At 54.2% G+C, this 21,898-nt stretch carries 19 protein-coding genes; 4 read left to right on the top strand and 15 right to left on the bottom strand.

Annotated elements, in window-relative coordinates; genetic code table 11:
- Positions 1-151: 151 nt before the first annotated feature.
- Complete coding sequence (locus tag DNH61_RS23980) at positions 152-790, top strand: thiamine diphosphokinase (protein ID WP_111149346.1); 639 nt, start codon at positions 152-154, stop codon at positions 788-790.
- 46 nt (positions 791-836) lie between these two features.
- Here the strand turns inward: DNH61_RS23980 and DNH61_RS23975 are convergent, their stop codons facing one another.
- Complete coding sequence (locus DNH61_RS23975; protein ID WP_111149345.1) at positions 837-2,831, bottom strand: endonuclease MutS2; 1,995 nt, start codon at positions 2,829-2,831, stop codon at positions 837-839.
- Positions 2,832-3,313: 482 nt separating this feature from the next.
- On the opposite strand from DNH61_RS23975, the gene DNH61_RS23970 reads away from it, so the two are divergent.
- Complete coding sequence (locus DNH61_RS23970; RefSeq protein ID WP_111149344.1) at positions 3,314-3,796, top strand: PH domain-containing protein; 483 nt, start codon at positions 3,314-3,316, stop codon at positions 3,794-3,796.
- Positions 3,783-5,360, top strand: a complete 1,578-nt coding sequence (locus DNH61_RS23965; RefSeq protein ID WP_111149343.1) for a PH domain-containing protein — start codon at positions 3,783-3,785, stop codon at positions 5,358-5,360. The genes DNH61_RS23970 and DNH61_RS23965 overlap by 14 nt, the downstream gene beginning before the upstream one ends.
- Here DNH61_RS23965 and DNH61_RS23960 read toward each other — a convergent pair.
- Positions 5,325-6,104 (bottom strand): MBL fold metallo-hydrolase, encoded by a 780-nt coding sequence (locus DNH61_RS23960; RefSeq protein WP_111149342.1) that lies wholly within the window; start codon positions 6,102-6,104, stop codon positions 5,325-5,327. The genes DNH61_RS23965 and DNH61_RS23960 overlap by 36 nt on opposite strands.
- Positions 6,105-6,301: 197 nt before the next feature.
- Here DNH61_RS23960 and DNH61_RS23955 point away from each other — a divergent pair, with 197 nt between their 5' ends.
- On the top strand, positions 6,302-6,793 hold the full coding sequence (locus DNH61_RS23955) for a C40 family peptidase (RefSeq protein ID WP_111149341.1): 492 nt from the start codon (positions 6,302-6,304) through the stop codon (positions 6,791-6,793).
- Positions 6,794-6,833: 40 nt separating this feature from the next.
- On the opposite strand, the gene DNH61_RS23950 is transcribed toward DNH61_RS23955, so the two are convergent.
- From DNH61_RS23950 to DNH61_RS23890, 13 genes are all read right to left on the bottom strand, one after another.
- Positions 6,834-8,192 (bottom strand): HAMP domain-containing sensor histidine kinase, encoded by a 1,359-nt coding sequence (locus DNH61_RS23950; protein WP_111149340.1) that lies wholly within the window; start codon positions 8,190-8,192, stop codon positions 6,834-6,836.
- Entirely contained in the window at positions 8,189-8,887 is a 699-nt protein-coding gene (locus DNH61_RS23945) for a response regulator transcription factor (RefSeq protein ID WP_111149339.1), read from the bottom strand. The genes DNH61_RS23950 and DNH61_RS23945 overlap by 4 nt, the downstream gene beginning before the upstream one ends.
- A gap of 96 nt (positions 8,888-8,983) precedes the next feature.
- The gene (locus DNH61_RS23940; RefSeq protein ID WP_111149338.1) at positions 8,984-10,540 is read right to left on the bottom strand and encodes an ABC-F family ATP-binding cassette domain-containing protein; all 1,557 of its coding nucleotides are present in this window, start codon (positions 10,538-10,540) and stop codon (positions 8,984-8,986) included.
- A gap of 154 nt (positions 10,541-10,694) precedes the next feature.
- Positions 10,695-12,353 (bottom strand): serine/threonine-protein kinase, encoded by a 1,659-nt coding sequence (locus DNH61_RS23935; protein WP_111149337.1) that lies wholly within the window; start codon positions 12,351-12,353, stop codon positions 10,695-10,697.
- A gap of 99 nt (positions 12,354-12,452) precedes the next feature.
- Complete coding sequence (locus DNH61_RS23930) at positions 12,453-13,469, bottom strand: SAM-dependent methyltransferase (protein WP_342771479.1); 1,017 nt, start codon at positions 13,467-13,469, stop codon at positions 12,453-12,455.
- Positions 13,469-14,251 (bottom strand): ABC transporter ATP-binding protein, encoded by a 783-nt coding sequence (locus DNH61_RS23925; RefSeq protein ID WP_111149335.1) that lies wholly within the window; start codon positions 14,249-14,251, stop codon positions 13,469-13,471. Before DNH61_RS23925 ends, DNH61_RS23930 begins: the two co-directional genes overlap by 1 nt.
- A 19-nt stretch (positions 14,252-14,270) precedes the next feature.
- Entirely contained in the window at positions 14,271-14,615 is a 345-nt protein-coding gene (locus DNH61_RS23920; protein WP_111149334.1) for a cyclic-phosphate processing receiver domain-containing protein, read from the bottom strand.
- A 28-nt stretch (positions 14,616-14,643) separates the two neighbouring features.
- A complete protein-coding gene (locus DNH61_RS23915) occupies positions 14,644-15,489 on the bottom strand; it encodes a deoxyribonuclease IV (RefSeq protein ID WP_245948306.1) in 846 nt (281 codons plus the stop codon).
- A 7-nt stretch (positions 15,490-15,496) separates the two neighbouring features.
- Positions 15,497-16,315, bottom strand: a complete 819-nt coding sequence (gene mutM, locus DNH61_RS23910; protein WP_111149333.1) for a DNA-formamidopyrimidine glycosylase — start codon at positions 16,313-16,315, stop codon at positions 15,497-15,499.
- Positions 16,316-16,367: 52 nt separating this feature from the next.
- Positions 16,368-17,198, bottom strand: a complete 831-nt coding sequence (locus DNH61_RS23905) for a TIGR01457 family HAD-type hydrolase (RefSeq protein ID WP_111149332.1) — start codon at positions 17,196-17,198, stop codon at positions 16,368-16,370.
- Positions 17,198-18,283, bottom strand: a complete 1,086-nt coding sequence (locus tag DNH61_RS23900; protein WP_111149331.1) for a Gfo/Idh/MocA family protein — start codon at positions 18,281-18,283, stop codon at positions 17,198-17,200. Before DNH61_RS23900 ends, DNH61_RS23905 begins: the two co-directional genes overlap by 1 nt.
- On the bottom strand, positions 18,280-19,563 hold the full coding sequence (locus tag DNH61_RS23895; RefSeq protein WP_111149330.1) for a ribonuclease H-like domain-containing protein: 1,284 nt from the start codon (positions 19,561-19,563) through the stop codon (positions 18,280-18,282). The genes DNH61_RS23900 and DNH61_RS23895 overlap by 4 nt, the downstream gene beginning before the upstream one ends.
- Positions 19,560-21,845 (bottom strand): DEAD/DEAH box helicase, encoded by a 2,286-nt coding sequence (locus tag DNH61_RS23890; protein ID WP_111149329.1) that lies wholly within the window; start codon positions 21,843-21,845, stop codon positions 19,560-19,562. The genes DNH61_RS23895 and DNH61_RS23890 overlap by 4 nt, the downstream gene beginning before the upstream one ends.
- Positions 21,846-21,898 lie beyond the last annotated feature (53 nt).

The following is a 21,898-nucleotide window of genomic DNA, read 5'->3' as shown; positions in this document are numbered from 1 at the left end:
TTTCTCTATGGTGCTGCGCGCAAATGATGTGCGCTTCCTAAGAATGCCCCCCCTCATTGTAGCGACCCGGATTAAGGCACGCAACCTTATTTTGGGTTATACTATTTGGACAAGTTAATGGACTGATAATCAGGAAGGAAGAACGATCGCTATGCAACCACGCGTACTAATTTTTTCCGGCGGGCGTCTTGGCCCCTGGGCTCTCCAAGCAATCCGTCAGGACGATATTCTGATAGGGGCAGACAGCGGAGCCCTCTTCTTAATCAATAACGGCTATACACCGCATCTTGCAATCGGAGACTTTGATTCGGTTACGGCTGGCGAGTTCGAGCTCATCCAAAGCCGGAGCCGTAAGACAGAAGCCTGTGATCCGGTTGACAAGGATTATACCGATACCGAGCTTGCCATGATCAGGGCGCTTAGCTTCCAGCCCTCCGAAATCCGGTTCATCGGTGCGCTGGGCACCCGCTTTGACCACTCTATCGCCAATATTCATCTGCTTGTGAAAGCTAACGAAGCCCGGGTCCCCGCCGTCATCGACGATGCGCATAATGAAATCCGGCTTACGGATGCCGAACTCGTCATCCGCAAAGCCGGATTCGATCAGGTATCGCTGCTGCCCTTAACACCGGTTGTTACCGGTGTCACACTTGACGGCTTTCAATACGGACTTACCGATGCAGTGCTGGTAATGGGCCAATCCCTGGGAATCAGCAACATCCTGCTGAAGGATGAAGGCGTCATCTCTGTGAAGAGCGGGATGCTGCTGGTTATTCAGAGCCGGGACTAGCGGCCCGGCTGTAGACTACACCGTCTCCGTACGCTAACTAAATTAGCTAATCCTCTGCAGGCGTGATGATTTCCATATCTGGGTCATGCCTGCGGCTCATCTGCTTGCGCTTCTTCCGGTTCTCTACCGATTCGAATACGATGTCCATGTCATAGTCAGCCGGGTACAGATGCTCCCGGGCGATCCGCAGCGACAGCCGCTTGTGATTAAAGGTCAGCTTGCGGTCCCTGAACTGTACCACGACCTCCCCTTTGCTGTCGGCCGGTTTATACACAATTCCAGTTTGCTTCAAGGGATGAATATAGACGCAGTCTCCCTGCTCAAGCGGGCGGGCTGATGACGTTTTAGCTGAATCTTGATACAGGCCCTCCCCATCCTCATTGCCTGTGCCTGATTCCCTAGCCGGCTTCCCCGCATACTTACGTTTGAGGGCTGGCGGCTCAGCCGTCCGGCCAACCTCATGTCCCAGCACTCGAGAACAACTTCCTGCTCCCATCCTCTCACCAGCTTGCCTTATCCCGGCCGCAGCATGCTGCTCCGCCCTAGCCACCAGCTTCTCGGGAATTCCAAACTTGCGGGCAATGGCAAAGGCGAAGCTGCTGCCTGCTTCACCAACCTCTAGCCGGTACAGCGGCTGCAGCGTCTCAGGATCAAAGGCCATCCGGGCATTACGGCAGCCGGGCGTGCGCCGGGCGAATTCCTTGATCTCGTTAAAATGGGTGGTTGCCGCAACGACAGACCGGCGTTCCAGAAGCTCTTCCAAAATGGCCAGCGAAAGCGCGATGCCTTCTCCCGGGTCGGTTCCGGCCGCCAGCTCATCCATCAACAGGAGGGATCGCTCATCAGCATGGCGCAGCATTTCGGCGACATTCGTCAGATGAGCGGAGAAGGTGCTGAGCGAGTGCTCCAGACTCTGCCCATCTCCAACATCGGCAAGTACCTGTGTGAAGATCCCTGCACGACTCCCCTCTTCCACGGGAATGAGGAGCCCCGACTGTACCATGAGGGTCAGCAGACCGATTGTTTTGAGCGCAGCCGTCTTGCCGCCTGTGTTAGGCCCTGTAATCATCAGCTGACGATAATCGAATCCGATTTCTACTGTAATAGGAACTGCAGATGGACCGAGCAGCGGATGCTTCGCTCCAAGGAAGCTGAGTACCGGTTCATCCGCCACATCAGGCGCCGTACCGTTCATCAGTACGCCGAGTCTACCCCTTGCAAAAATATAGTCATAAGCAGCGAGAACCTCCCTGTTAAGCCGGAGTGAATCTGCCGACTCCTCTGCCAGCCCGGACAGAGCGGCCAGTACGGCTGTCTCCGCCCTTGCTTCATCCTGCTTTAGGAAATCCCATTCACCTTGGACGTGAGCAAGCTCCTCCGGTTCAATGAACAGCGTCTGCCCGCTTGAAGACTGGTCCCACACGGTACCTGGCACCTGCTTGCGAAACTCCCTGCGGACCGGGATCACATAGCGCCCGCTGCGGCGGCTTGAGATCGGATCCATCACATAGCGGCTGTACTTGTTCATGGCCTGGTCGAGCCGGCGTTTCAGCTGCTCTTCCACCAGTCCCAGCTTGCGCCTGATCTTGGCCAGCTCCGGACTTGCCTGGTCTGTGATTGCTCCGTAACGAATACAGCGCTCAAGCTCCTGCCGCAATACCTTGCATTCATCCAAAGTTGCAGCGTACCCGCTGATCGTAGGGGCTGCATGCTGCTTGGACTGCATATAACGCTTCATCTGAGCGACTGACGTCAGCCACACGGACAGCTGGGCAAGTTCTGATTCCTGATACAGATACCCCGTTCCCAGCAGCTCCATGAAGGCTTCCATGCCTTCCATGGCGGATAAGGGAATGCTGGCACCCAGCCGAATCAGCTCGGCCGCTTCTTCTGTCTCTCTGAGCAGTGCGGTCACCCGGCCGAAGCTTGCTGATGGCACGGATTCCTCGATTAGCGCCCGGCCTGCATGCGAGGCTGCCTCCTCCATCAGCATCGCCTTGATCTTGTCATACTCCAGCTTGCTTAACGCGGAATGATTCATGTTACTCTCCTCCTCGAACAACAGTTCTTATTCATAAAAAAAAGCAGGACAGAACGTATGAACGTTCCATCCTGCCGGGTTTAGGCGCTGCTGCACAGGCCCTTTAGCGGACACAAAAAAACCGTGCCGGTAAAGAGCACGGTGAATGCGCCAAAGAGCGGTCTCAGGCGGAAATCATCATGTTCTCAACTCATGGAGCGGATGAAGAACAAACTGATAACCGCATATTGAAACAGACCTGTACTAACCCTACAGGCTGGCCAATAACGCGTCAGCAAGTTCAAACCGCTTATCCAATTACGAGTTAAGAACAACCACCAACATATAACATTCCCCTTATTCCTGAGATATCCATATATTAACTGACTTGCTATTCGGCGTCAAGCGCTTGTAGTCCCAATAATCGCGGAACGTCTGCGGCATTACGAACGTACTTGTGCTATAGTAGTGAAGGAAAATTTTCCTGGGAGTGATGCACACATATGGTAATTCATGATCCGCAGCAGCGCATTGATGAGGACGCGCTCAAGGCCTGGCGGCTCGGGGCCTGGATTGCAGCCGCTGTTTACACGGTTATTATTGGAGTACTGATATTCCTGACCATCCGTTTTGACTGGCCGTATTGGATTGCAGGCGCAGCCTTTCTTATTGCGGCAGTAGTCGCATTGTTCGAAATCGCCTACATACCCGTTTGGCGCTGGCGCCGGTTTCGCTATGATGTCAGCGAGCACGAAATCGATCTGCTGCACGGCCTGATTATACGGAAACGGACGATTATTCCAATGGTGAAGGTTCAGCACGTGGATACGAAACAAGGCCCTCTGCTTCGCAAGTACCAGCTTGCCGCGGTAACCTTCTCCACAGCTGCCGGGAGCCATGAGATCCCGGCCCTGCTGGAATCCAAGGCGGAGCAGGTCCGCAACCAGATTGCGAAGCTGGCGAGGATAACGGATGAAGAAATTTGAGCCTGGTACACATCGACTTCATGCCGTCTCGATCTTCTTCTTCACATTCAAATTTGTCAAGGACCTTCTGTACCCCCTGCTCGCTGTCATTATTTCAACGATTGTCCGCGGGGAAATCAATTTACTGTGGATTATTGGCGGGGTTGTGGTGCTTGTGACCGGCTCGGCTGTACTCGGCTGGCTCTCCTGGCTTCGGTTTACCTACCGGATTAGCGATGATATTCTGCATGTCCAGCATGGGCTGTTTGTCCGAAAAAAGCTGTATATCCACCGAGAGCGTGTGCAGTCTTTTGACATGTCGGCCGGCGTGCTGCACCGGATATTCGGATTGTGGAAGGTGCAGATCGAAACAGCCGGCGGCTCCAAGCCTGAGGCCGTGCTCTCCGCTGTATCGACAGAGGAATCTGAGCGGCTGCGAGAGGCACTGTATGGAAAGGGCCGCGGGGGACAAAGTGATCCTGCTGCAGACACGGACGAAATAACATCAGAAGAGCATCATGCAATCGGCCCGGCTGAAGCACAGGCCTCTGGCAGCTTAAGCACATCTGAACTGCTGCCAGCTCAGACAACCATCCAGGCTCAGCCTGCTGAGCCGCTGGCATCCATTCGGATTCCGTTGCGTACTCTTCTTATGTACAGCGTGACTTCCGGGCGGGTCGGAATTGCTCTTGCTGTCATTGCAGCGGCTTATTCGCAGATCGACGATTGGCTCTCGGAATCCTTTGACATCTGGAACTTTGTTATGAATTCACTTGGCGCTGCCTCGTTAATATGGGTCGCAGCCGCTCTGCTGTTCCTGGTATGGCTGTTCAGCGCAATTATGACGACGATCCGGGAATACGGCTTCACCCTGCTGGCGGATGAAGGGAAGCTCACGACTCAGAAGGGACTGCTGGAGCGCAAGCAGGCATCTATTAGCTTAAAGCGAGTACAGGGATTACATTTCAAGGAAAATGCCATCCGGCGTGCGCTTGGCTATGCCAGCGTTCATGTTTATGTTGCCGGATCTACGGAAAAGTACGAGCAGTCCTTCCTGCTCTTCCCTATGATACGCAGGTCTGAGCTGCCCGGGCTGCTTGAACAGTTTTTGCCGGCCTACCAGCTTCCTGAACAGATACAAGGGCTTACGCCGCGTGCTCTTCCGAGCTTTCTCACCATTCCGGTCCTGACAGCAGCCGTTATCACAGCCGCTGCTGTCCTGTGGGTACCTGACGGATACGGACTTTTCACAATCGCCCTGCCTTTCATCGCTCTATTATGGGGCTGGCTGCGGTACAGACAAACTGGCTGGTCGGTTGACGATGGCATGCTGACGATCCGGCATGGCAGCTTCAGTACGCACCACTCCATTGTCCCGAAACACCGGGTACAGTGGCATGCGCTCGCGACCAACCCGTTTCAGAGAAGGAAGCAGCTGGGCACACTAAGTCTTGCCCTCGCTTCGGGCCTGATCTTCGTGCAGCTGAAGATTCGCCACATGCCATGGACACAGGGCGCTGAGCTGATGGGCTGGCTAAGACGCAGTTCTTCAGCCAACGGGAAGAGTCATACCCGTATGGGATAACCTGACATGAGCCGGCAGGGAATAATCTGCATTTAGATCAATATCATGCGACATATGCGTAAATACAGTCATAGCGGGCTTTAATTGGTCAATTAACTGTAAGGCCTCTACGATGTCATACACCGAACGGGTTGGATAGGGATACGGTTCCTGATAGAAGCTGGTGCCTAGCACCAGCAGATCCAACCCTTCCATCGGTTTCAGCTCCGAAGCGGACAACCCGATTGAATCCGAGCAATACACCCATGAGTATGCAGAGACGCGGTTATCGAACCGGTAAGCGTAAGCATAGCCATTCTTCCCGTGATTCACCCTCCACGGCATTGCCAGCCAGTCTCCGAACTTCACACCCTGATCGGCCTCATGGCGGTCAATATGATTTTTTATCCACGGAAACCGCGCATCAATGTCTGCTATCACTTCGGCAGGCGCAAACATTTGGCCCCGCTTATTAAGCCACCGGCAAGCATCCGCCCACTCCACCAGTCCTCCAATATGGTCAAAATGAGCATGCGTAACAAGCACCCGGTCCACGTCCTTCAAATTGGCAGCCTCCATCTGCTTGCCCCAATCCGGTCCACAGTCAATTAAGGTATGGCCGCTTCCCTTATCCTCAATATGAAGGAGCGACCGCAGCCTCCTGTTTACGCCGCTTGTTCGCGCTTCCTCGCATACCGCACAATCACAATATACACGAGGCACTCCCATTGTATCGCCAGTTCCCATAAACGTAATCGCTGTCATTGAATCACCCTCTTACCAAAATTAATAAATTCTCATGCAATTCTCATTAAGCAGCACTAAACCGCTTGCTTGCTGGATTCTGTTTCTCTCTGGAAAAATCTATGATACTTCGAATCTGATATAGTGAATCTAGCAGAGATGACTAACATACTACCTATTATTCTCGAATGATAGCAGAAAAGGAGTTCATCAACGTGATGATTCAGCATAAGATTTACCGCAAAGTAATGACTATCGGCCTATGCGCCGCTATCGGATTCTCAGCCCTAGGCTTCACCCAAGCTGATCAGGCTGCAGCAGCATCCACAACAAATGGCGATAAGATTATTGCGACCGGCAAGAAGTATCTTGGTGTCAAATACCGTTTCGGAGCGCCTTCTGGCGTCACATATGCTTTTGACTGTTCTTCCTTTACCCAATACGTCTACAAGAAAAACGGCGTCAAGCTGCCCCGCACCTCTGCACAGCAAGCAACGAAGGGCAGTAAGATTGCTAAGTCCAATCTGAAGAAGGGCGATCTCGTCTTCTTCAAAGTTCCGGGTCGTACCGGCAATAAAATCGGACATGTCGCTATTTACGCAGGCTCGAACAAGATTTTGCACACCTACGGCAAGGGCGGGGTAACCTTCTCCAAGCTGGATTCTTCGTATTGGAAGAAAAATTATGTAACCGCACGAAGGGTAATTTAAACATATAGTCAGAAAAAACAGCTGAACGGCTTGATGCCGTTCAGCTGTTTTTTTTCGGAAATTGAAGAGCGATCGTTGTACCTTTGTCCGGTTTGCTGAACACATCGATATGACCATCATGAAGGTCGACAATCCGCTTGGCAATCGACAAGCCGAGTCCCACACCGCCTGTAGAACGGCTGCGGGCTCCATCAACCCGGTAGAACCGCTCGAACAAATGCGGAATTTCATGCTCAGGAATCCCTATACCCTTATCGGATACCAGAATACGGACCATATTTTTCGTATGGCTGATTGTAATGTTGATCGGTTCTTTGCTGTACTTGATTGCATTATCAATCAGGATAACCATTAGTTGACGGAACTTGTCCTTATCTGCCGTGAGCCGAACCCCTCCGCCCTCAGCATGAATACGGATAGGCCGGTCAAAGGTCTTCTGAAGCATAGACGAGAGCTCGTCCACCAGCTGTACAGTATCGAAGGTTTCCAGCTTCAGCCAGTCTTCCTGTTCAGCCTCAGCCAGCGTCAGCATGGATTTGATCAGCTTCTGAAGCCGTTCGGACTCCTTCGCGATGGCTTCAATCGCTTCATCCCGGATCGTCGTGTCATTACGGCCCCAGCGCTTAAGCATGCCTGCATAGCTGCTTATAACCGTGAGCGGCGTCTTCAGCTCGTGAGAGGCATCGGCAACAAACTGCTTCTGACCGGCAAATGTACGGTCAAGCCGCTCAATCATCTGATTGAAAGCGCGGATCAGCTGCAGCAGCTCAGCCGATTCTTCCTTGCCCTTGAGCTCCATTCTTCGAAGCTTCCCGCTGCGGTCAATCTCGCGCATGGTCTGTACCATCGTCTGAAGAGGCGCAGTCAGCCTGGAAGTAAACCAATAGGTGCCGAAGATGGCGAAGAAGATCGCACCAAGACTCGTAACCGACAGAGCAGCGACCAGAACCTGAAGATAGCTGTCCAGCAGATTGAGCTTCCGCATAATCTCTACCATACCCACAACATTCAGATCCTGATAGATCGGCACCTTCATATACAGAACACGCATGCCGCTGATATACGTAATTCCCGATTCATGTGTCCGTGTAAATTCTACCGGCCGCTCCAGGAGCTCCTTGTCACTGCCCTGTTGATTAATAATATTGCCGCTCGGCTCAACAATCCGGATGACTTCGTTAACGTTATAGAATTCATTCAGCAGCTTCGGATCTGTCAGCCGTCCAGGTGTGCTGATCTTGGCATTCTCAAGCAGCAGACTGATCTTATTGGCCACAAGCTGCTCTTCACTTTGAGTTGTGATCCTAATCACAAAGAAATAAACGAAGATGTTGAACAGAATCAGAATAAAGATGAGCCAAAAAATTGTAAAGAGAGTGAACCGTTTGCGCAGTGTCATGCATCCGGCTCCTTCAGCATATAACCGACGCCGCGAATGGTATGAATAAGCTTATAGCGGAAGCCCCTGTCAATCTTCTGTCTCAAATAACGGATATAAACATCAACCAGATTGGTTTCTCCGATGAAATCATAGCCCCAGACATCTGACAGAATTTCTTCGCGCGTCTTCTCGCGGTTCTTGTTCTCGGCCAGATACACCAGCAGATCAAATTCACGCGGCGTCAGCTCGATCGCCAGCTCCTTGCGGAACACTTTGCGGGTTCGCAGCTCGATGGTCAGCTCGGCCGCCTTCAGAACGTCGGCACCTTCGCTATCCTTCGATTGCTGCTGGAAGATCCGCAGAAGATTGCGTACCCGGGCCAGCAGCTCCTCCATTGCAAAAGGCTTGGTTATATAGTCATTGGCACCAGTCTCAAAGCCGCTAACCTTATCAGGCACTGTATCACGTGCAGTCAGAAGAACGACAGGAATCGGATTGCCTGCGCTGCGCAGCCTTCTGAGCACCTCGATCCCGTTAATGCCGGGAAGCATAACATCCAGCAGCACCAAGTCCCATTCTCCGGAGGAGGCCATCTCAAGCCCTGTCCTGCCATCCTCTGCACGTCCTACTTCATAGCCTTCGTGCTCCAGCTCAAGCTGAAGAATGCGGGCAATGCCCTCCTCATCTTCAATTACGAGCAGCCTTTCACTCATCTTGTTCACCTGCTTCCTGTTTGCCTCACAGAATTAATATACCGCCTGCCGAATATCTGACGCAGGATATACATTACGATTACCCGGTAACCAGCATTAATTGGCTGTCTGCCGCGACCAGGCTTCGACATCCCATACCTTCGTAACCCAATCCTCATAAAAGTCAGGTTCATGGGATACCAATATGATTGTCCCCTTATAGGACTGAAGAGCTCTCTTCAGTTCGGCCTTAGCCACAACATCCAAGTGGTTGGTCGGCTCGTCGAACAGAATCCAGTTGCTCTCACGAAGCATGAGCTTGCATAATCTCACCTTGGCTTGTTCGCCGCCGCTCAGCTGATTCAGGTTGCGGGTAATATGCTCATTCTTCAGGCCGCAACGTGCCAGCGCAGCCCGAACCTCATGCTGGTTCATATGCGAGAATTCATTCCAGACATCATCAAGCGGCGATATTGGCTGTCCCTTGACCTCCTGCTCGAAATAAGCCGGATGCAGATAATCACCACGGTATACTTTGCCGTCGAGAGGCTGAATTTTGCCAAGCAATGTCTTCAGAAGCGTCGATTTGCCGACACCGTTCATCCCGACAATGGCGATTTTCTCGCCGCGCTCAATCAGTACATCCATTGTTGGCAGCAGCGGTTTGTTATAACCGATGACAAGGCCGGTGGCCTCTACGATCGTCTTGCCGCTCGTACGGGCTTCCTTAAACTGGAATGTCGGCTTCGCAGCTTCTTCCGGACGGTCGATCCGCTCCATACGATCAAGCTGCTTCTCACGGCTCTTCGCCCGGCCGGAGGTCGAATATCTCGCCTTGTTCCGCTGGATGAAGTCTTCCTGCTTCTTGATGAATTCCTGCTGCTTCTCATAAGCATCGATATGCTGGTTCTTGTTCATCTCCGCCATCTGCAGGAATTTCTCATAGTTAGCCGTATAGCGCGTAAGCTTGGCAAACTCCAAATGATAGATCACATCCACCACTTCGTTCATGAATCCGGTATCGTGGGAAATCAGCATGAACGCATAAGGATAATTACGCAGGTAATTCGTCAGCCATGTAATATGCTCTTCATCCAGATAGTTGGTCGGCTCGTCAAGCAGCAGGACAACCGGCTTCTCTAGAAGCAGCTTGGCAAGCAGCACCTTGGTGCGCTGACCGCCGCTGAGCGATGCAACGTCGCGTTCCAAGCCAATCGCATTCAGGCCCAGACCGTTCGCCATCTCTTCCACTTTCACATCTATCATATAAAAATCGCCGATTTCCAGCGCTTCTTGGATTTCACCCATACGCTCAAGGAGCTGCTCCAATGTATCCGGATCTGCCTCGGCCATCTGCACGGCTATATCGTTCATTTCCTGCTCCAGCTCAAGCAGCGGCAGGAAGGCATCCTTCAATACATCCCGGATGGTATGCCCGGGTGTCAGTGCTGTATGCTGATCGAGGTAACCATAACGGATCTTAGGCGTCCATTCCACTCGGCCGTTATCCTTAAGCACCTTGCCGGTCAGAATGTTCATCAAGGTAGACTTGCCGGCGCCGTTAGCACCTACCAACCCGACATGCTCGCCTGCGAGCAGACGAAAGGATACATCTTTGAAGAGAGTCCGTTCTCCGAAATTATGTGACAGTTCTTCTACTGTTAATAAACTCATTTCTCAAGCTCCAATCCATAATAGATCATCAAATAGGCCGCAAATGCCACCAGGCAACATTGTATCACAACTGAGCGAGAAAATCCCCCGGTGCTGCAAGATACCAGCCAACAATCTATTCGCGGCAGACCTCACCGTAATCATGCCAGGCGGATCACCACTGGGTTTCGGCTTGATAGGAAACAATCCTCTCCAGTACGGGACGAAGCGCGCTCTCAATGGCTGTACGCCATTTGCGGTGCTCGGTTGCCCATTTCCCCTTCCACTGCCATTCCAGCCATTCCTGAACCGGCAGATGCTCCAGAACAGCTACCGGCGGCTCCCCCATCGCGGACAGCCATTCACTGCGCCCGGCAAAACGAATATCCTTATTCGCGATCCAGTAAGTGGCCCTGTTATGAACACTTCTGTAGCCGCATATCTCGCGCCACTTCGTCAGCCGCCTGCGGGTCCATCTGGCCATGCAGGGATCGGCTACCATCAGAAGGATATCACACTTTCCCGGCCACTCTGAGGCGGCCTGCTCCGTCCACGCAGAAGACAAATCGAGAACTGGCGTGCATGGCTCGCCCGCTTGGAAGGCCAGACTAAGCCCTTTCATCAGCTCCGGCTGATCCAGAACGGCTGAGAGCCGTCCTGTGCCGCTCCCCCCCGAATCGGGACAAAGCGTATGGAACCAGCACTCCTCCTCCACCCATCCTGTATATCTCATATCAAGCGGCCTGTAAACAGATCTCCCCCTCTCCCCGGCCTCTTGCTGCCTCCGGCTTCCATCCAGCAGCATATAAGCTTCAGGTTCAAGAGCAGGATGTTCGATATAGATTGCCCGATGGCCGGAATCGCCAAGAAGTCTTGCGATATTGACGGCGGTATAGGTCCCTCCCGAACCGGAAGCCATAGAGACCACACCAACAAGCGGAACTGCCCGTAGTTCGTACCTGACCTGCTTGCGGAACGGCATCTGCTGGTCACTTCCGCCAGCAATATGCAGCAGCAGTGCTGCCAGCTCAGCGGCTGATGATGGCCGCATGCCGGGATTATGCTGCAGCAGCCGGTTCAATAAGTCGAACACGGCATCCGGAAGTTCAGATGAAAGCTGCCGCCGTTCAGCGGTTCCTAGACCGCTTGTCTGCAAGTTGGGAAGGCATCCGCCGCTCAGCATATAATAGAGGAGCGCCCCGACACTGTACAGATCACTGCGCGCATCGGTCTGACCTGAACTGCCTCCCTGCTCCGGTGCAGCAAATCCTGGTGTGCCGAGCTTCGTTGTATCCTGCTGCTGATTATGCTTTACCAGCCGGGAGATTCCAAAATCAATCAGTCGTACAAAGCCTCCAGAATCCAGCATGATATTGGAAGGCTTAATGTCCCGGTGGATGATGGGCGGGTCCTGCTCATGCAGGTATTCCAGCGCTGAACACAGCTGAGAAGCTATATCTACAGCCCGATGCAGCTCCATCCTCCGGCCGCTTCGTTCGAAGAATGCCGCTACCGTTTCTCCCTCTGCAAAATCCATCACCAGTACAGCCGGAGAGCCGGAAGCGTGATCGCTTGGAAGGTAATCCATGATCTGCGGCAGACGCGGATGATTGATCCGCATCAGCACAGCGACTTCCGCGTCGATGCTCTTCTCTGTGCTGATGGACATGGGAAGCAGCTTCAAAGCTCGCTTTTTGCCGCCAAGCCTCAAATCTGCCGCTGCATAAACGGTACCCATCCCTCCTCTGCCTACCAGTGCTTGTATTTCGTACCGGTCTGCAATGACATCCCCTGCTGATAGACTCCAGCTCGTGCCCCTATTATAAATATCCATCTATACAACCCTCCAGATTCCGATGTTTGTCCGATAATACAAAAGAATCCCGGTCTGATGCCTGGGCATCAAACCGGGATTCTTTCCCGAATGGTACTGCTATATCTTGTTTAAGTATAACGTAATTTCATCCCGGTTGTGAAACAATTGTTTGGCTTTGAGCAGCTTGAAGGACGATTCCTCCAGCTTCCGGATCACGTCCCGGATCGTCTGCAGCGGCTTGCGGTGCATCAGCTTGATCGTAATAATGGCCGTGCCTCCCCGCTCAAGAGATGCCTGCAGATCCAGTACCAGCTTCACCATCAGCATCGGACTCCAGCTCATATCGCATACCAGCAGATCAAAGGTGTCGGGACGAAACTTGACTTCCCCGGCATTCTTCTTGAAATAGGCAAGCCTTGGATGATCCATTAGAGAGGGGTGCAGATCGGCAGGATCAACCGCCGTAACCGCACAGCCGCGTTCAAGCAGCAGTGATGTCCAGCCGCCAGGAGCCGCCCCGATATCGAGCGCTTCCTTGTAATCCTCAAGATGAAGGCCAAATGCCCGTTCCGCTTCCAGCAGCTTGAATTTTGCCCTTGAGATCTGTTCCTCCTCCCGCTGAAAACGAACGGCTCCGCCCGGCCAGTCCGACAGCAGCTCGCCAGGGGTTCCCCATCCCGCCAGCAGCTCTTCACCCGCGGCGTAGATGGACAGAATAATATCCGGGTTCTGCATAACCGGCTCACTGTCCAGTTCATCCAGCACGGCATCCAGAACACCCTTGGTGTCCGAGGCGGTATAATGATAGGGACTCGACGCGCTGCGCCGGATATGAACCGCCGTCCGTTTGCCGCTGAACACCGGCTTTGCGTTGCGTACCAGCTCGGAGAGATGGTTCAGGTCATCCGCATTCCCCTCAATGGTAACTGTCCGGTCAACAGGCTGAATATGCCGGAGGAAGATCGGCTCTTTGGCCTGAATGGCCTCCAGCATGGCTTCTCGTTCCAGGTCGGTCTCAATAGTAAATATTTCACCAGCAGCAATCTGCTTCACGGCCTTTACATCAAAGAGCCGCCGCAGTTCTTCCAGTGCGTAGTTCGCGAATCCGCGATTCGCCGTGCACAGCCAACGCATCAGCCTGCATCTCCCTTCGGGGCTACCCGGATCCATGGCCGGTCATGCACCCAATCCACTTCAACCGGCAGCTCGTATGCCGAACCCAATATATCGCCTGTCAGCACTTCCTGCTTAGGACCGGCCGCCGCGATGCTTCCTTCATGAACTAATGCTACATGAGTAAAGAGCGGTATGATTTCTTCGATATGATGAGTAACGTAGAGAACGGTCATATCCCGTTTGCCAAGCTTGTTCAGGTCATTCAGCAGCTTCTCCCGTTCGTATAGATCGAGACCCGCACAGGGCTCGTCCATAATTAACAGCTCCGGGGATGACATAAGCGCTCTTGCAAGCAGCGCCTTCTTGCGCTCGCCTTGGGAGAGTGTACCGAACGGCTGGCTGCTTAAGTGGCCGATCCCAAAGTCCTCAAGCATCGCCTTCGCCTTGCGGATGACCGCCGGTTCGATCTCCTGGTAGAAGCGGAGAAAGGCATATTCGCCTGTAGCGACGATTTCCCAGACGGGATCGCTTAATGACATTTTCTCAATAACAGACTGGCTGATGTAACCGATACGCTTCCGCACCTCTCGCACATCAACACGTCCGTACCGGTGGCCGAGCACATCCACTGTTCCCGAGGTTGGGAACAGATACCCGGTGATCATCTCCAGAATGGTTGTTTTGCCCGATCCGTTCCTGCCGAGAATAACCCAATGCTCGCCCTTATTAACCTGGAGATTCACACCGTCCAGTATTACCCTCTCGTCACGCTGCAAGACCAGCTGCGATAAAGATATCATCGTGTTGTTCACCTTACCTTCACTTATTGCTGCTTGTGCGCCCTATCTCTTCAATCAGCGAATCCGGCATCGGCCCGTTAACGAGCAGGACGTCCTTGGGGGCTCGCTCCATTAAAGCCGCATACATCTGCATCCGTCCAGACGGGCTGGAGGTGTGCATGTAAATCCGCCGCGGAAACCTGCCTGTCTCCAGGATGTGGCGTACAACCTCCATACCGTTTGGCTCTCCGTATCCAAGCTCAAAGTCCAGCGATAACAGATCGACATCCTCCGAATCGAGCAGCAGCTTGCATTCCTCTGCATTCCGCGCAAGAGCGAACCCTGCCGGACAACGCCTGTAATCATCCAGGTAAATATGTATCAAGCCTGCACCTCCCAAGCATTCCATCAATCTAATCCAGGCCGAGCAGATTAGCAACCGTAAGCAGCTGCTTCCTGTGGGGATAGCCCTCTGGCTCAGGCGTCTCCAAAATCAGCGGTACACTGCGGATTTCCGGCTGCGCGAGCAGCCAGCGAAGATTATCCTCACCAATCATTCCCTGTCCGATTGCTGCATGGCGATCCCGGCGGGACCCGCTTTCGTACATGGAGTCATTCAGATGAATGGCAGCAAGGTGGTCGAAATACTCCAGTTCCCTTGCTTTGTCCATCCAGCTCTCGCCGTTAGCCCTATCCCAAACCCCGCTTGCAAACAGGTGGCAGGTATCCAGGCAAAAGCCAATTTTCTCCGGATAACGGCTAAGGCTGCGGATCTGTACCAGCTCGTCGAAAGTCGTACCCATCGGCGCATGGTCACCGGCCTGATTCTCGACTAGAATCTTGGCCGAGCCCGTCCATTCCTTTAGCACGCGGTCCAGCGAGGCAATAATATGCCGGTACCCCTCCAGAATATCAGGCCCTTTATAGATTCCAAAATGAACAACCGTGCCCAGAGACCCGCAGGCTTCCGCAATTTCCAGATCATTCAGCAGCGATATCGCAGTTCGCTCAGCATGATCCGACTCGGGGGCAAATGCCAGGTTGACCGGATAAGGAGAATGGGCAATCGAAGCCATCCCATGCTCCCTGCAGTAAGACGCGCAGCGCTCCGCTTCCCTGCGGTCAAGCTCCTTCACACCGAGAGAACGGGGATTCTTGGGAAAATACTGATAGGCCAGGCCGCCAAGCCCTCTTGCTTCTTCCGCTGCGCCCTTAAACCCGCGCTTAATGCTGACGTGGCTGCCAATCCGCACCTTCACCTGTCACTCACCCTTCCTGCTGGCAGTTAGGGCAGTAGAAGACTTTGCGGGATGAGAGCTCTTCCTTCACAATAGGCGTACCGCATTCGCGGCATGGCTCCCCTTCACGGTCATAGACGAGGCAGTTCTCGTTATAGCCGCCCGTAAGGGTGTCTCCCTTGAACAAAGGCATCTCCATATAGCCGCCAAGACGGGCCGCATGATAGAGCACTTCCTTCATGGCGCTGTACAGCTTCGTCCATTCTTCGTCTGTTAATCCGGGGATTGCCCGGTCAGGACGGATACCAGCCTTGAAGGCCATTTCATCCGCATAGCAGTTGCCAATGCCCGCGATGACCGACTGATCAACCAGCGCTGTCTTCAGCTTCCCCTTTTTCTTGGCAAAACGGGCTCTGAACAGCTGCTCGTCCATTCTTTTGTCAAATGGCTCCGGGCCAAGCTCCGCAAGCTTCTTATTGGTTTCCTTGGCTGTCAACAGATGCAGATAGCCCAGTCTCAGACCGATGAAATGCAGCGTGCCGGCCGCAAAATGCACAGCCACCTGCACACTTCTGTCCGGCTTATCTTCTTCATGAGCACCCCAGTACAGCAGTCCGCCCAGCATCAGATGCAGCAGCAGACGGTTTCCGTTATCCAGGTGAAAAACCAGGTGCTTGCCCCGCTGCTCTACAAACAATACCGTGCTGCCGACGGTTCCAGCCGCAAACTGCTGCTCGTCCACATTTATAGACTTGCTTCTAGTCACTTCTACTCCCGTAATCCGGGCCCCCGCAATTTTCTCTGACAGCAGACGGCGGTACGTCTCCATCTCCGGCCATTCCGGCATGGGATCAACCTCTTTCTCTCTAACCGTATCGTGTGGTTGTTGTTATCCTTACTCATTTCCTGAACAGGGTCGATATATACGAAATTAGTTCATGCAGATCGCCGCAAATATGATCCGGCTCAGCGCCCGCCTGCAGGCGAAGCGTCTCGTAATTGTCCCGGTTCGTAATACCTGTCATAACCAGCAGTGAGCGGCAGCCCGCGTTATTCCCTGCTGCGATATCAGTCGCCAGATTATCACCGATGACTAGTGCGTTCTCTGCCGAGATTCCCAATCGCTGCAGCGCAACATTCATTAATATAGGAGAAGGCTTGCCGATCACGACCGGTTCGGCAGCGGAGGCAGCCTTAATCATGGCACCGATCGAACCGGCGCCAGGGATGAAGCCGCCTTCAGACGGCAGCAGCAAATCCGGATTTGTCATAATCGAGCCCGCCCCTGCGCGGATCAGCCGGACAGCCTCGGCCACCTTATCGTAAGTCAGCTGCCGGTCTATGCCCTGCAGAACATAATCCGGGCTCTGGTAATCCACAGCAAGACCGGCTCCCCGCACAGCTTCGAGCAGACCTTCTTCACCTATAACGGCCACCTTGGCACCGGGCTTCTCACCTGCAATATATGCCGCTGCCCCTTGGGCACTGGTACATACGTCATCAGGCTCAGCTGGTATCCCCATCGCCTGCATGCGTCCCGCCACGGTTTCGGGTGATGCCGAAGAATTATTGGTGACGAACAGATAAGGCAGTTCCAGCTCCTTAAGCAGCCGGATGAACCGGTCCGCTCCGTCAATCATCACAGGCCCGTGAAACAAGGTGCCGTCCAGATCAATCAGCAGCCCCTGCGGCAGTGCCTTCTGTTCCTGTTCCGAGCTGCAGCCAGCCATCAGCAGTTCCGCCCCTTCAGGACCTGATCGATCCAGTATTCAACAGCAAGACCATCCTGCAGGGTTGGGGCAAGCTCCGCAAAGCGGTCCTCGCCGGCACACCTCAGCACGTAGTGATGCAGGGCCGCAAAATGCGTGTCTACTGCAAATCCCATCGTAGCTTTCTCATCCGGCAGCAGAGCAAGCGTTGCGGGTACCGGCAATGCCGGTGTGCCACCGCTAAGCAGATGGACCGCCGGAACAGCCTGCCGCTCCAGATCGCAGGTGATGCTGCCTTTGGAGCCGACGATCTGGATATCGAATGCATCCGATCCATAGGCGATTCTGGACACTTCAGCCATGCCGCGAATGCCTGACTGCGTCTGATAATGCATAATTGCCCAGTCATCTACATCTACTGCTGCCATACCTTCGCCGCTGGCTGCCTTACGCTCGCCCACGAACGTAAGGGCCTCTCCCTTCACACTGGCAAAGTCCCCGAACCAGTGACGGATCATATCCAGCACATGCACGCCGAGATCCGTAATCGCTCCGCCGCCTGACATTCCGCTCTCGAGACGCCAGCTTACCGGCCGCTCCGGATTCAGGTAACCGGATCTGCGGTACGATATCTTGCACTGCAGGATATCACCGATTATGCCTTCGCGGACAAGCTCGCGAATACGCATCACAGCAGGATGATACCGGAAGGTAAAAGCCAGCTGATAGGGCAGCTGAGGCTGGGTCTCTGTCAGCTGGACCAGAGCAGCAGACCGTTCATATGTATCTGCGAGAGGCTTCTCGCAGTAAATTCCTTTAAGATGGCTCACCGCCGCTTCAGCATCCTCCAGATGCCGAGCATTCGGTGTGCAGATATCGAAGACGTCAACCTGAGGGTCGGCAGCAGCCTCCATGATAGAGTCTGTTACATTCCGGAAACCGATCGCGGCTGCTTGGGCCGCATGCCGCTCAGGCGAGCGGGTAACAAGCGTGTCCAGCACTGGTACTACAGGCAGCTGCTTCACAATAGGCAGCGCCCGCAGCGCAGTCATATGTGTTTTGGCTATATTGCCAAATCCAATCATGGCAAAACGAATTTCTTTCATGCATGATACCTCCCGGCTTTTCTGCGCAGCCGTTCCATCCGCTTGCGGATTGCATCGACCTCCGAGCGCCGCTTCGGATCGTTGCGGTACAGGCTGAGCCGCTTCATGGCAAGCTCAAGCGCATGCTCCGTATAATGAAGCGCCCGTTCATAATCCTTGGATCGGTGTTCGAAGTACATGGCCAGTTCAATATGTGCTTCATTGACCGGCAGCTGCGATTGTTCGGCGCTGTTAGCGGCCTTCTGCCACAATAGCACAGCACGCTGCCAATTTCCACATTTCTTGTCCCGTGCTGCCAGCGGCAGACACCAGGATGGTGAAGGATCCCTATTGGTGAGCCTGTCAAACAGCCGCTCCGCCTCTTCCTTCATTCCCATTCGTTCCAGCCACAGCCCGGTACGGAGCAGCTCCTCGGACCCTTCCGGGTATTCCAGAGCGGTTCCGAGCCCGCCGCCGAGCAGCAGGCCGAAGCGGACAGCCAGACATGCCAGTGCCAGCATATCAAGCTCATTATGGGTGAACACCTCCGCCAGCGGTTCGGGATCATTGTCAGACAGAAACCGGAAATAGCGGGCAGGTGCCTCTGAGCCAGGCAGATCGTTCACGCGGAAGATTCCCAAGCGCTCCTCCTCTACATGACTGAGCCGGCAGGAAGCCAGCGTATTGCGCCAGATGCTTCTCGAAGGATGGAGGAAATCCAGATGCTTCGGGTCGGCCATAGTACGTCCCAAGCCGTTCATGATATACCGTCCTGCCAGCACAGGCCAGTCGAAGGTTCTGCCGTTATAGGTCGCCAGGTACGAATGCCGCTCGACCCGCTGTTTCAGGTGAGCCAGCATCGCCCGCTCTTCCGCCGGATGACGGATGAGCAGCTGTTCAATGACGAAGCTGTCCTTTTCCACATAAGCAATGCCTGTCATGAAGGGTACATTGCCGGTTCCTACGCCAAGCCCTGTTGTCTCGAGATCAAGGAACAGAATCTGTCCGGCTGAGATAGCCGGCTGTCCAGGGTGGAAGGCATTAAGCCCTGACGCATACAGATGCAGGTCAGACAGCTGATGGTGACCGTGGCGGTAGGGCAGCGGATATTCCCTGCGCCTTATCAGGAAGCTGCCCCAGTCATTCTGAAGCAGGCGGACCCCAAGCGGCTCCCAGCTGCTGCCGAGCTCTTCTGCATCATCAGCTGGTGCCAAGGTAACGGCTTCCTCCGTCTGCTCCACAGGTCCATTATTCTCCGACAGTCCGCGCAGCTTGTTCATCCGGTCCCTTATGCTGCTCATGACCTTCCCTCTCCCTCCTGAAGAAGTTCCAATGCGTGAGTCTTGCCCATCAGGCCGACTTCCTCAATCGGTCCGACACAAGCCGGACAGCCGCTTATGCAGCCGCAGGTCCGTATCCAGTCCTTGGCGCGCTCAAGCAACTCGTCATGTACGGTGAACAGCCGCTCACTGAGTCCGATGCCGCCCGGATACCGATCGTAGAAGTAGATTGTCGGACGCTGGGTATGGACGGCCTTTACCTGCGGATATACCCGGATGTCCATCGGATCACACATCAGATAGACAGGGGCTATATGCACGAGTACATTGGCTATTCCGAGCAGCGCGAACTGCATATCATTCGTGCCCATGCGCGCGGCCGCCTCTTCGCTGAATGTAAACCAGTAGGCGCTGGTGTGAAGCTCCGCTTCCGGCAGGTGGATCGGTCCTGAACCAATATTCTCATGGGTGCGAAGGCGAAGCTTCTTGAATATCGTCGGCTTCGCGTTGACGGTCACTTCGCCGTACTGCCGAACGATGTCACCGGTCTGCAGCTCCTTGTCCACATGCAGCACCTTAAGCTCCACCGCCATGCTCGCATCCGTGAAATAGTCTACATCCACTTCCCGCACGTAGGCTTTCTTCTCGGGAAAGTCGAGCTTCTCCACCTGATACTGAACGCCTTCATGGATGTATATCGCTTCCTCGTGAATCAGTGTCGGGGCACTGAACTGGTCGACCTCCCCGAGCACACGGCTGCCGCTGGTCATATCAATAATAATAAAATTCTCCTGCGCAGCCGAGCGGAGCGAAATGTTGTGAGCGGGGAAGGACTGATCCATCCAGAACCAGCGGCCCTTCACGTGATGAAGAACCTTCTCCTCAACGAGAAATTCCAGCATGTCCCGAAGGGGCTCCGAGCCGAAGGTTTCATTCTCCTCAAAGGGCAGCTCATAGGCCGCACACTTAATATGGTCAATCAGGATCAGCAGATTATCCGGGTTGATGAGTGCCCGCTCTGGCGGGCGATTGAAGAAGAATTCCGGATTCTGGATAATATACTGGTCCAGCGGGTTGCTGCTCGCCACCATGAACGTAACCGAGCTGCCCTGCCGCCTTCCGGCACGCCCTGACTGCTGCCATGTGCTGGCCACCGTCCCCGGGTAACCGTTCAGCACGCAGGCCTGCAGCTGTCCGATGTCGATACCGAGCTCCAGCGCGTTCGTACTGACGACACCGCGGATTTCTCCGCTGCGGAGTCCCCTCTCGATTTCCCTGCGCAGCTTGGGCAGGTACCCGCCGCGGTACCCGCGGATCGTCTGCGGCCCCACATCCTTGCGGACCAGGTCCTGCAGATACGTCAGCAGCAGTTCAACCCTTACCCGGCTGCGGGCAAAGACAATCGTCTGAACACCCTGCTTCAGCAGCATCGACGCGAGATTCTTGGTCTCCAGCACACTGCTGCGGCGGATGCCGAGCTGCCGGTTCACAACGGGCGGGTTATAGAATACAAAATGCTTCTCTCCCATAGGCGCGCCGTTATTGTCTACAACACGGACAGGTTCCCCTACCAGCCGCTCGGCATGCTCGCCGGGATTGTCGATAGTGGCAGAAGCACAGATGAATTGAGGGTTCGAGCCATAGAAGCGGCAGATCCTCTTCAGCCTGCGGATCACGTTAGCGACGTGACTGCCGAATACGCCTCTGTAGGCGTGCAGCTCATCGATTACAATGTAACGGATATTCTCAAACAGCTTGACCCATTTGGTATGATGCGGAAGGATCGCGGAATGCAGCATGTCTGGATTGGTCACGACAATATGGCCGGCATTGCGGATGGCCTGCCGCACATTAGGCGGCGTGTCCCCGTCATAGGTGTGAGTCTTGATATCGGCCTCCATCAGATCAGCCAGCTGCTGCAGCTCAGCCACCTGGTCCTGTGCGAGCGCTTTGGTCGGGAACATGTACAGCGCCCTGGACGAATCCTCCTCTAGCACGGTCTGCAGCACGGGCAGGTTGTAGCACATCGTCTTGCCCGATGCAGTCGGGGTTACCGCTACAATATGATCGCCGTTCCTCACGGCCCGATAGGCATCCCGCTGATGCGTGAACAGGGCATGGATTCCCTTGGCGCGCAATGCCTCAGCAAGCTTCGGATGCAAATCGGCCGGCAGCTCTGCTGTTTGTGATTCCCTGGGCGGGATGGTATGCCAGTGCGTCACATTCTCCATAATTTCCGGCTGCTTGCGGAGAATGCCCAGCCATTCTTCCAGATTCTCGGCTTTGCCTGTAAGTCGGTTCATTCGCTGCCTCCTTGTATCTCTTATTTATAGGAACAATTTCGATTATTTTTCTA

The sequence above is a fragment of the Paenibacillus sambharensis genome (genome assembly GCF_003233845.1).
In the GTDB taxonomy this organism is placed as follows: domain Bacteria; phylum Bacillota; class Bacilli; order Paenibacillales; family Paenibacillaceae; genus Paenibacillus_I; species Paenibacillus_I sambharensis.
Note: the sequence above shows the minus strand (reverse complement) of the source record. Positions and strands in the feature narration are given on the sequence as shown.

What these genes read in the sequence shown, in the direction of transcription:
- DNH61_RS23975 (WP_111149345.1), bottom strand. Translation starts at nt 2,831, where the DNA reads ATGAATCATTCCGCGTTAAGCAAGCTGGAGTATGACAAGATCAAGGCG.
- DNH61_RS23930 (WP_342771479.1), bottom strand. Translation starts at nt 13,469, where the DNA reads ATGCGTTGGCTGTGCACGGCGAATCGCGGATTCGCGAACTACGCACTG.
- DNH61_RS23940 (WP_111149338.1), bottom strand. Translation starts at nt 10,540, where the DNA reads ATGAGTTTATTAACAGTAGAAGAACTGTCACATAATTTCGGAGAACGG.
- DNH61_RS23950 (WP_111149340.1), bottom strand. Translation starts at nt 8,192, where the DNA reads ATGACACTGCGCAAACGGTTCACTCTCTTTACAATTTTTTGGCTCATC.
- DNH61_RS23935 (WP_111149337.1), bottom strand. Translation starts at nt 12,353, where the DNA reads ATGGATATTTATAATAGGGGCACGAGCTGGAGTCTATCAGCAGGGGAT.
- DNH61_RS23980 (WP_111149346.1), top strand. Translation starts at nt 152, where the DNA reads ATGCAACCACGCGTACTAATTTTTTCCGGCGGGCGTCTTGGCCCCTGG.
- DNH61_RS23945 (WP_111149339.1), bottom strand. Translation starts at nt 8,887, where the DNA reads ATGAGTGAAAGGCTGCTCGTAATTGAAGATGAGGAGGGCATTGCCCGC.
- DNH61_RS23960 (WP_111149342.1), bottom strand. Translation starts at nt 6,104, where the DNA reads ATGACAGCGATTACGTTTATGGGAACTGGCGATACAATGGGAGTGCCT.
- DNH61_RS23900 (WP_111149331.1), bottom strand. Translation starts at nt 18,283, where the DNA reads ATGAAAGAAATTCGTTTTGCCATGATTGGATTTGGCAATATAGCCAAA.
- DNH61_RS23970 (WP_111149344.1), top strand. Translation starts at nt 3,314, where the DNA reads ATGGTAATTCATGATCCGCAGCAGCGCATTGATGAGGACGCGCTCAAG.
- mutM (WP_111149333.1), bottom strand. Translation starts at nt 16,315, where the DNA reads ATGCCGGAATGGCCGGAGATGGAGACGTACCGCCGTCTGCTGTCAGAG.
- DNH61_RS23890 (WP_111149329.1), bottom strand. Translation starts at nt 21,845, where the DNA reads ATGAACCGACTTACAGGCAAAGCCGAGAATCTGGAAGAATGGCTGGGC.
- DNH61_RS23895 (WP_111149330.1), bottom strand. Translation starts at nt 19,563, where the DNA reads ATGAGCAGCATAAGGGACCGGATGAACAAGCTGCGCGGACTGTCGGAG.
- DNH61_RS23905 (WP_111149332.1), bottom strand. Translation starts at nt 17,198, where the DNA reads ATGGCTGGCTGCAGCTCGGAACAGGAACAGAAGGCACTGCCGCAGGGG.
- DNH61_RS23955 (WP_111149341.1), top strand. Translation starts at nt 6,302, where the DNA reads ATGATTCAGCATAAGATTTACCGCAAAGTAATGACTATCGGCCTATGC.
- DNH61_RS23965 (WP_111149343.1), top strand. Translation starts at nt 3,783, where the DNA reads ATGAAGAAATTTGAGCCTGGTACACATCGACTTCATGCCGTCTCGATC.
- DNH61_RS23925 (WP_111149335.1), bottom strand. Translation starts at nt 14,251, where the DNA reads ATGATATCTTTATCGCAGCTGGTCTTGCAGCGTGACGAGAGGGTAATA.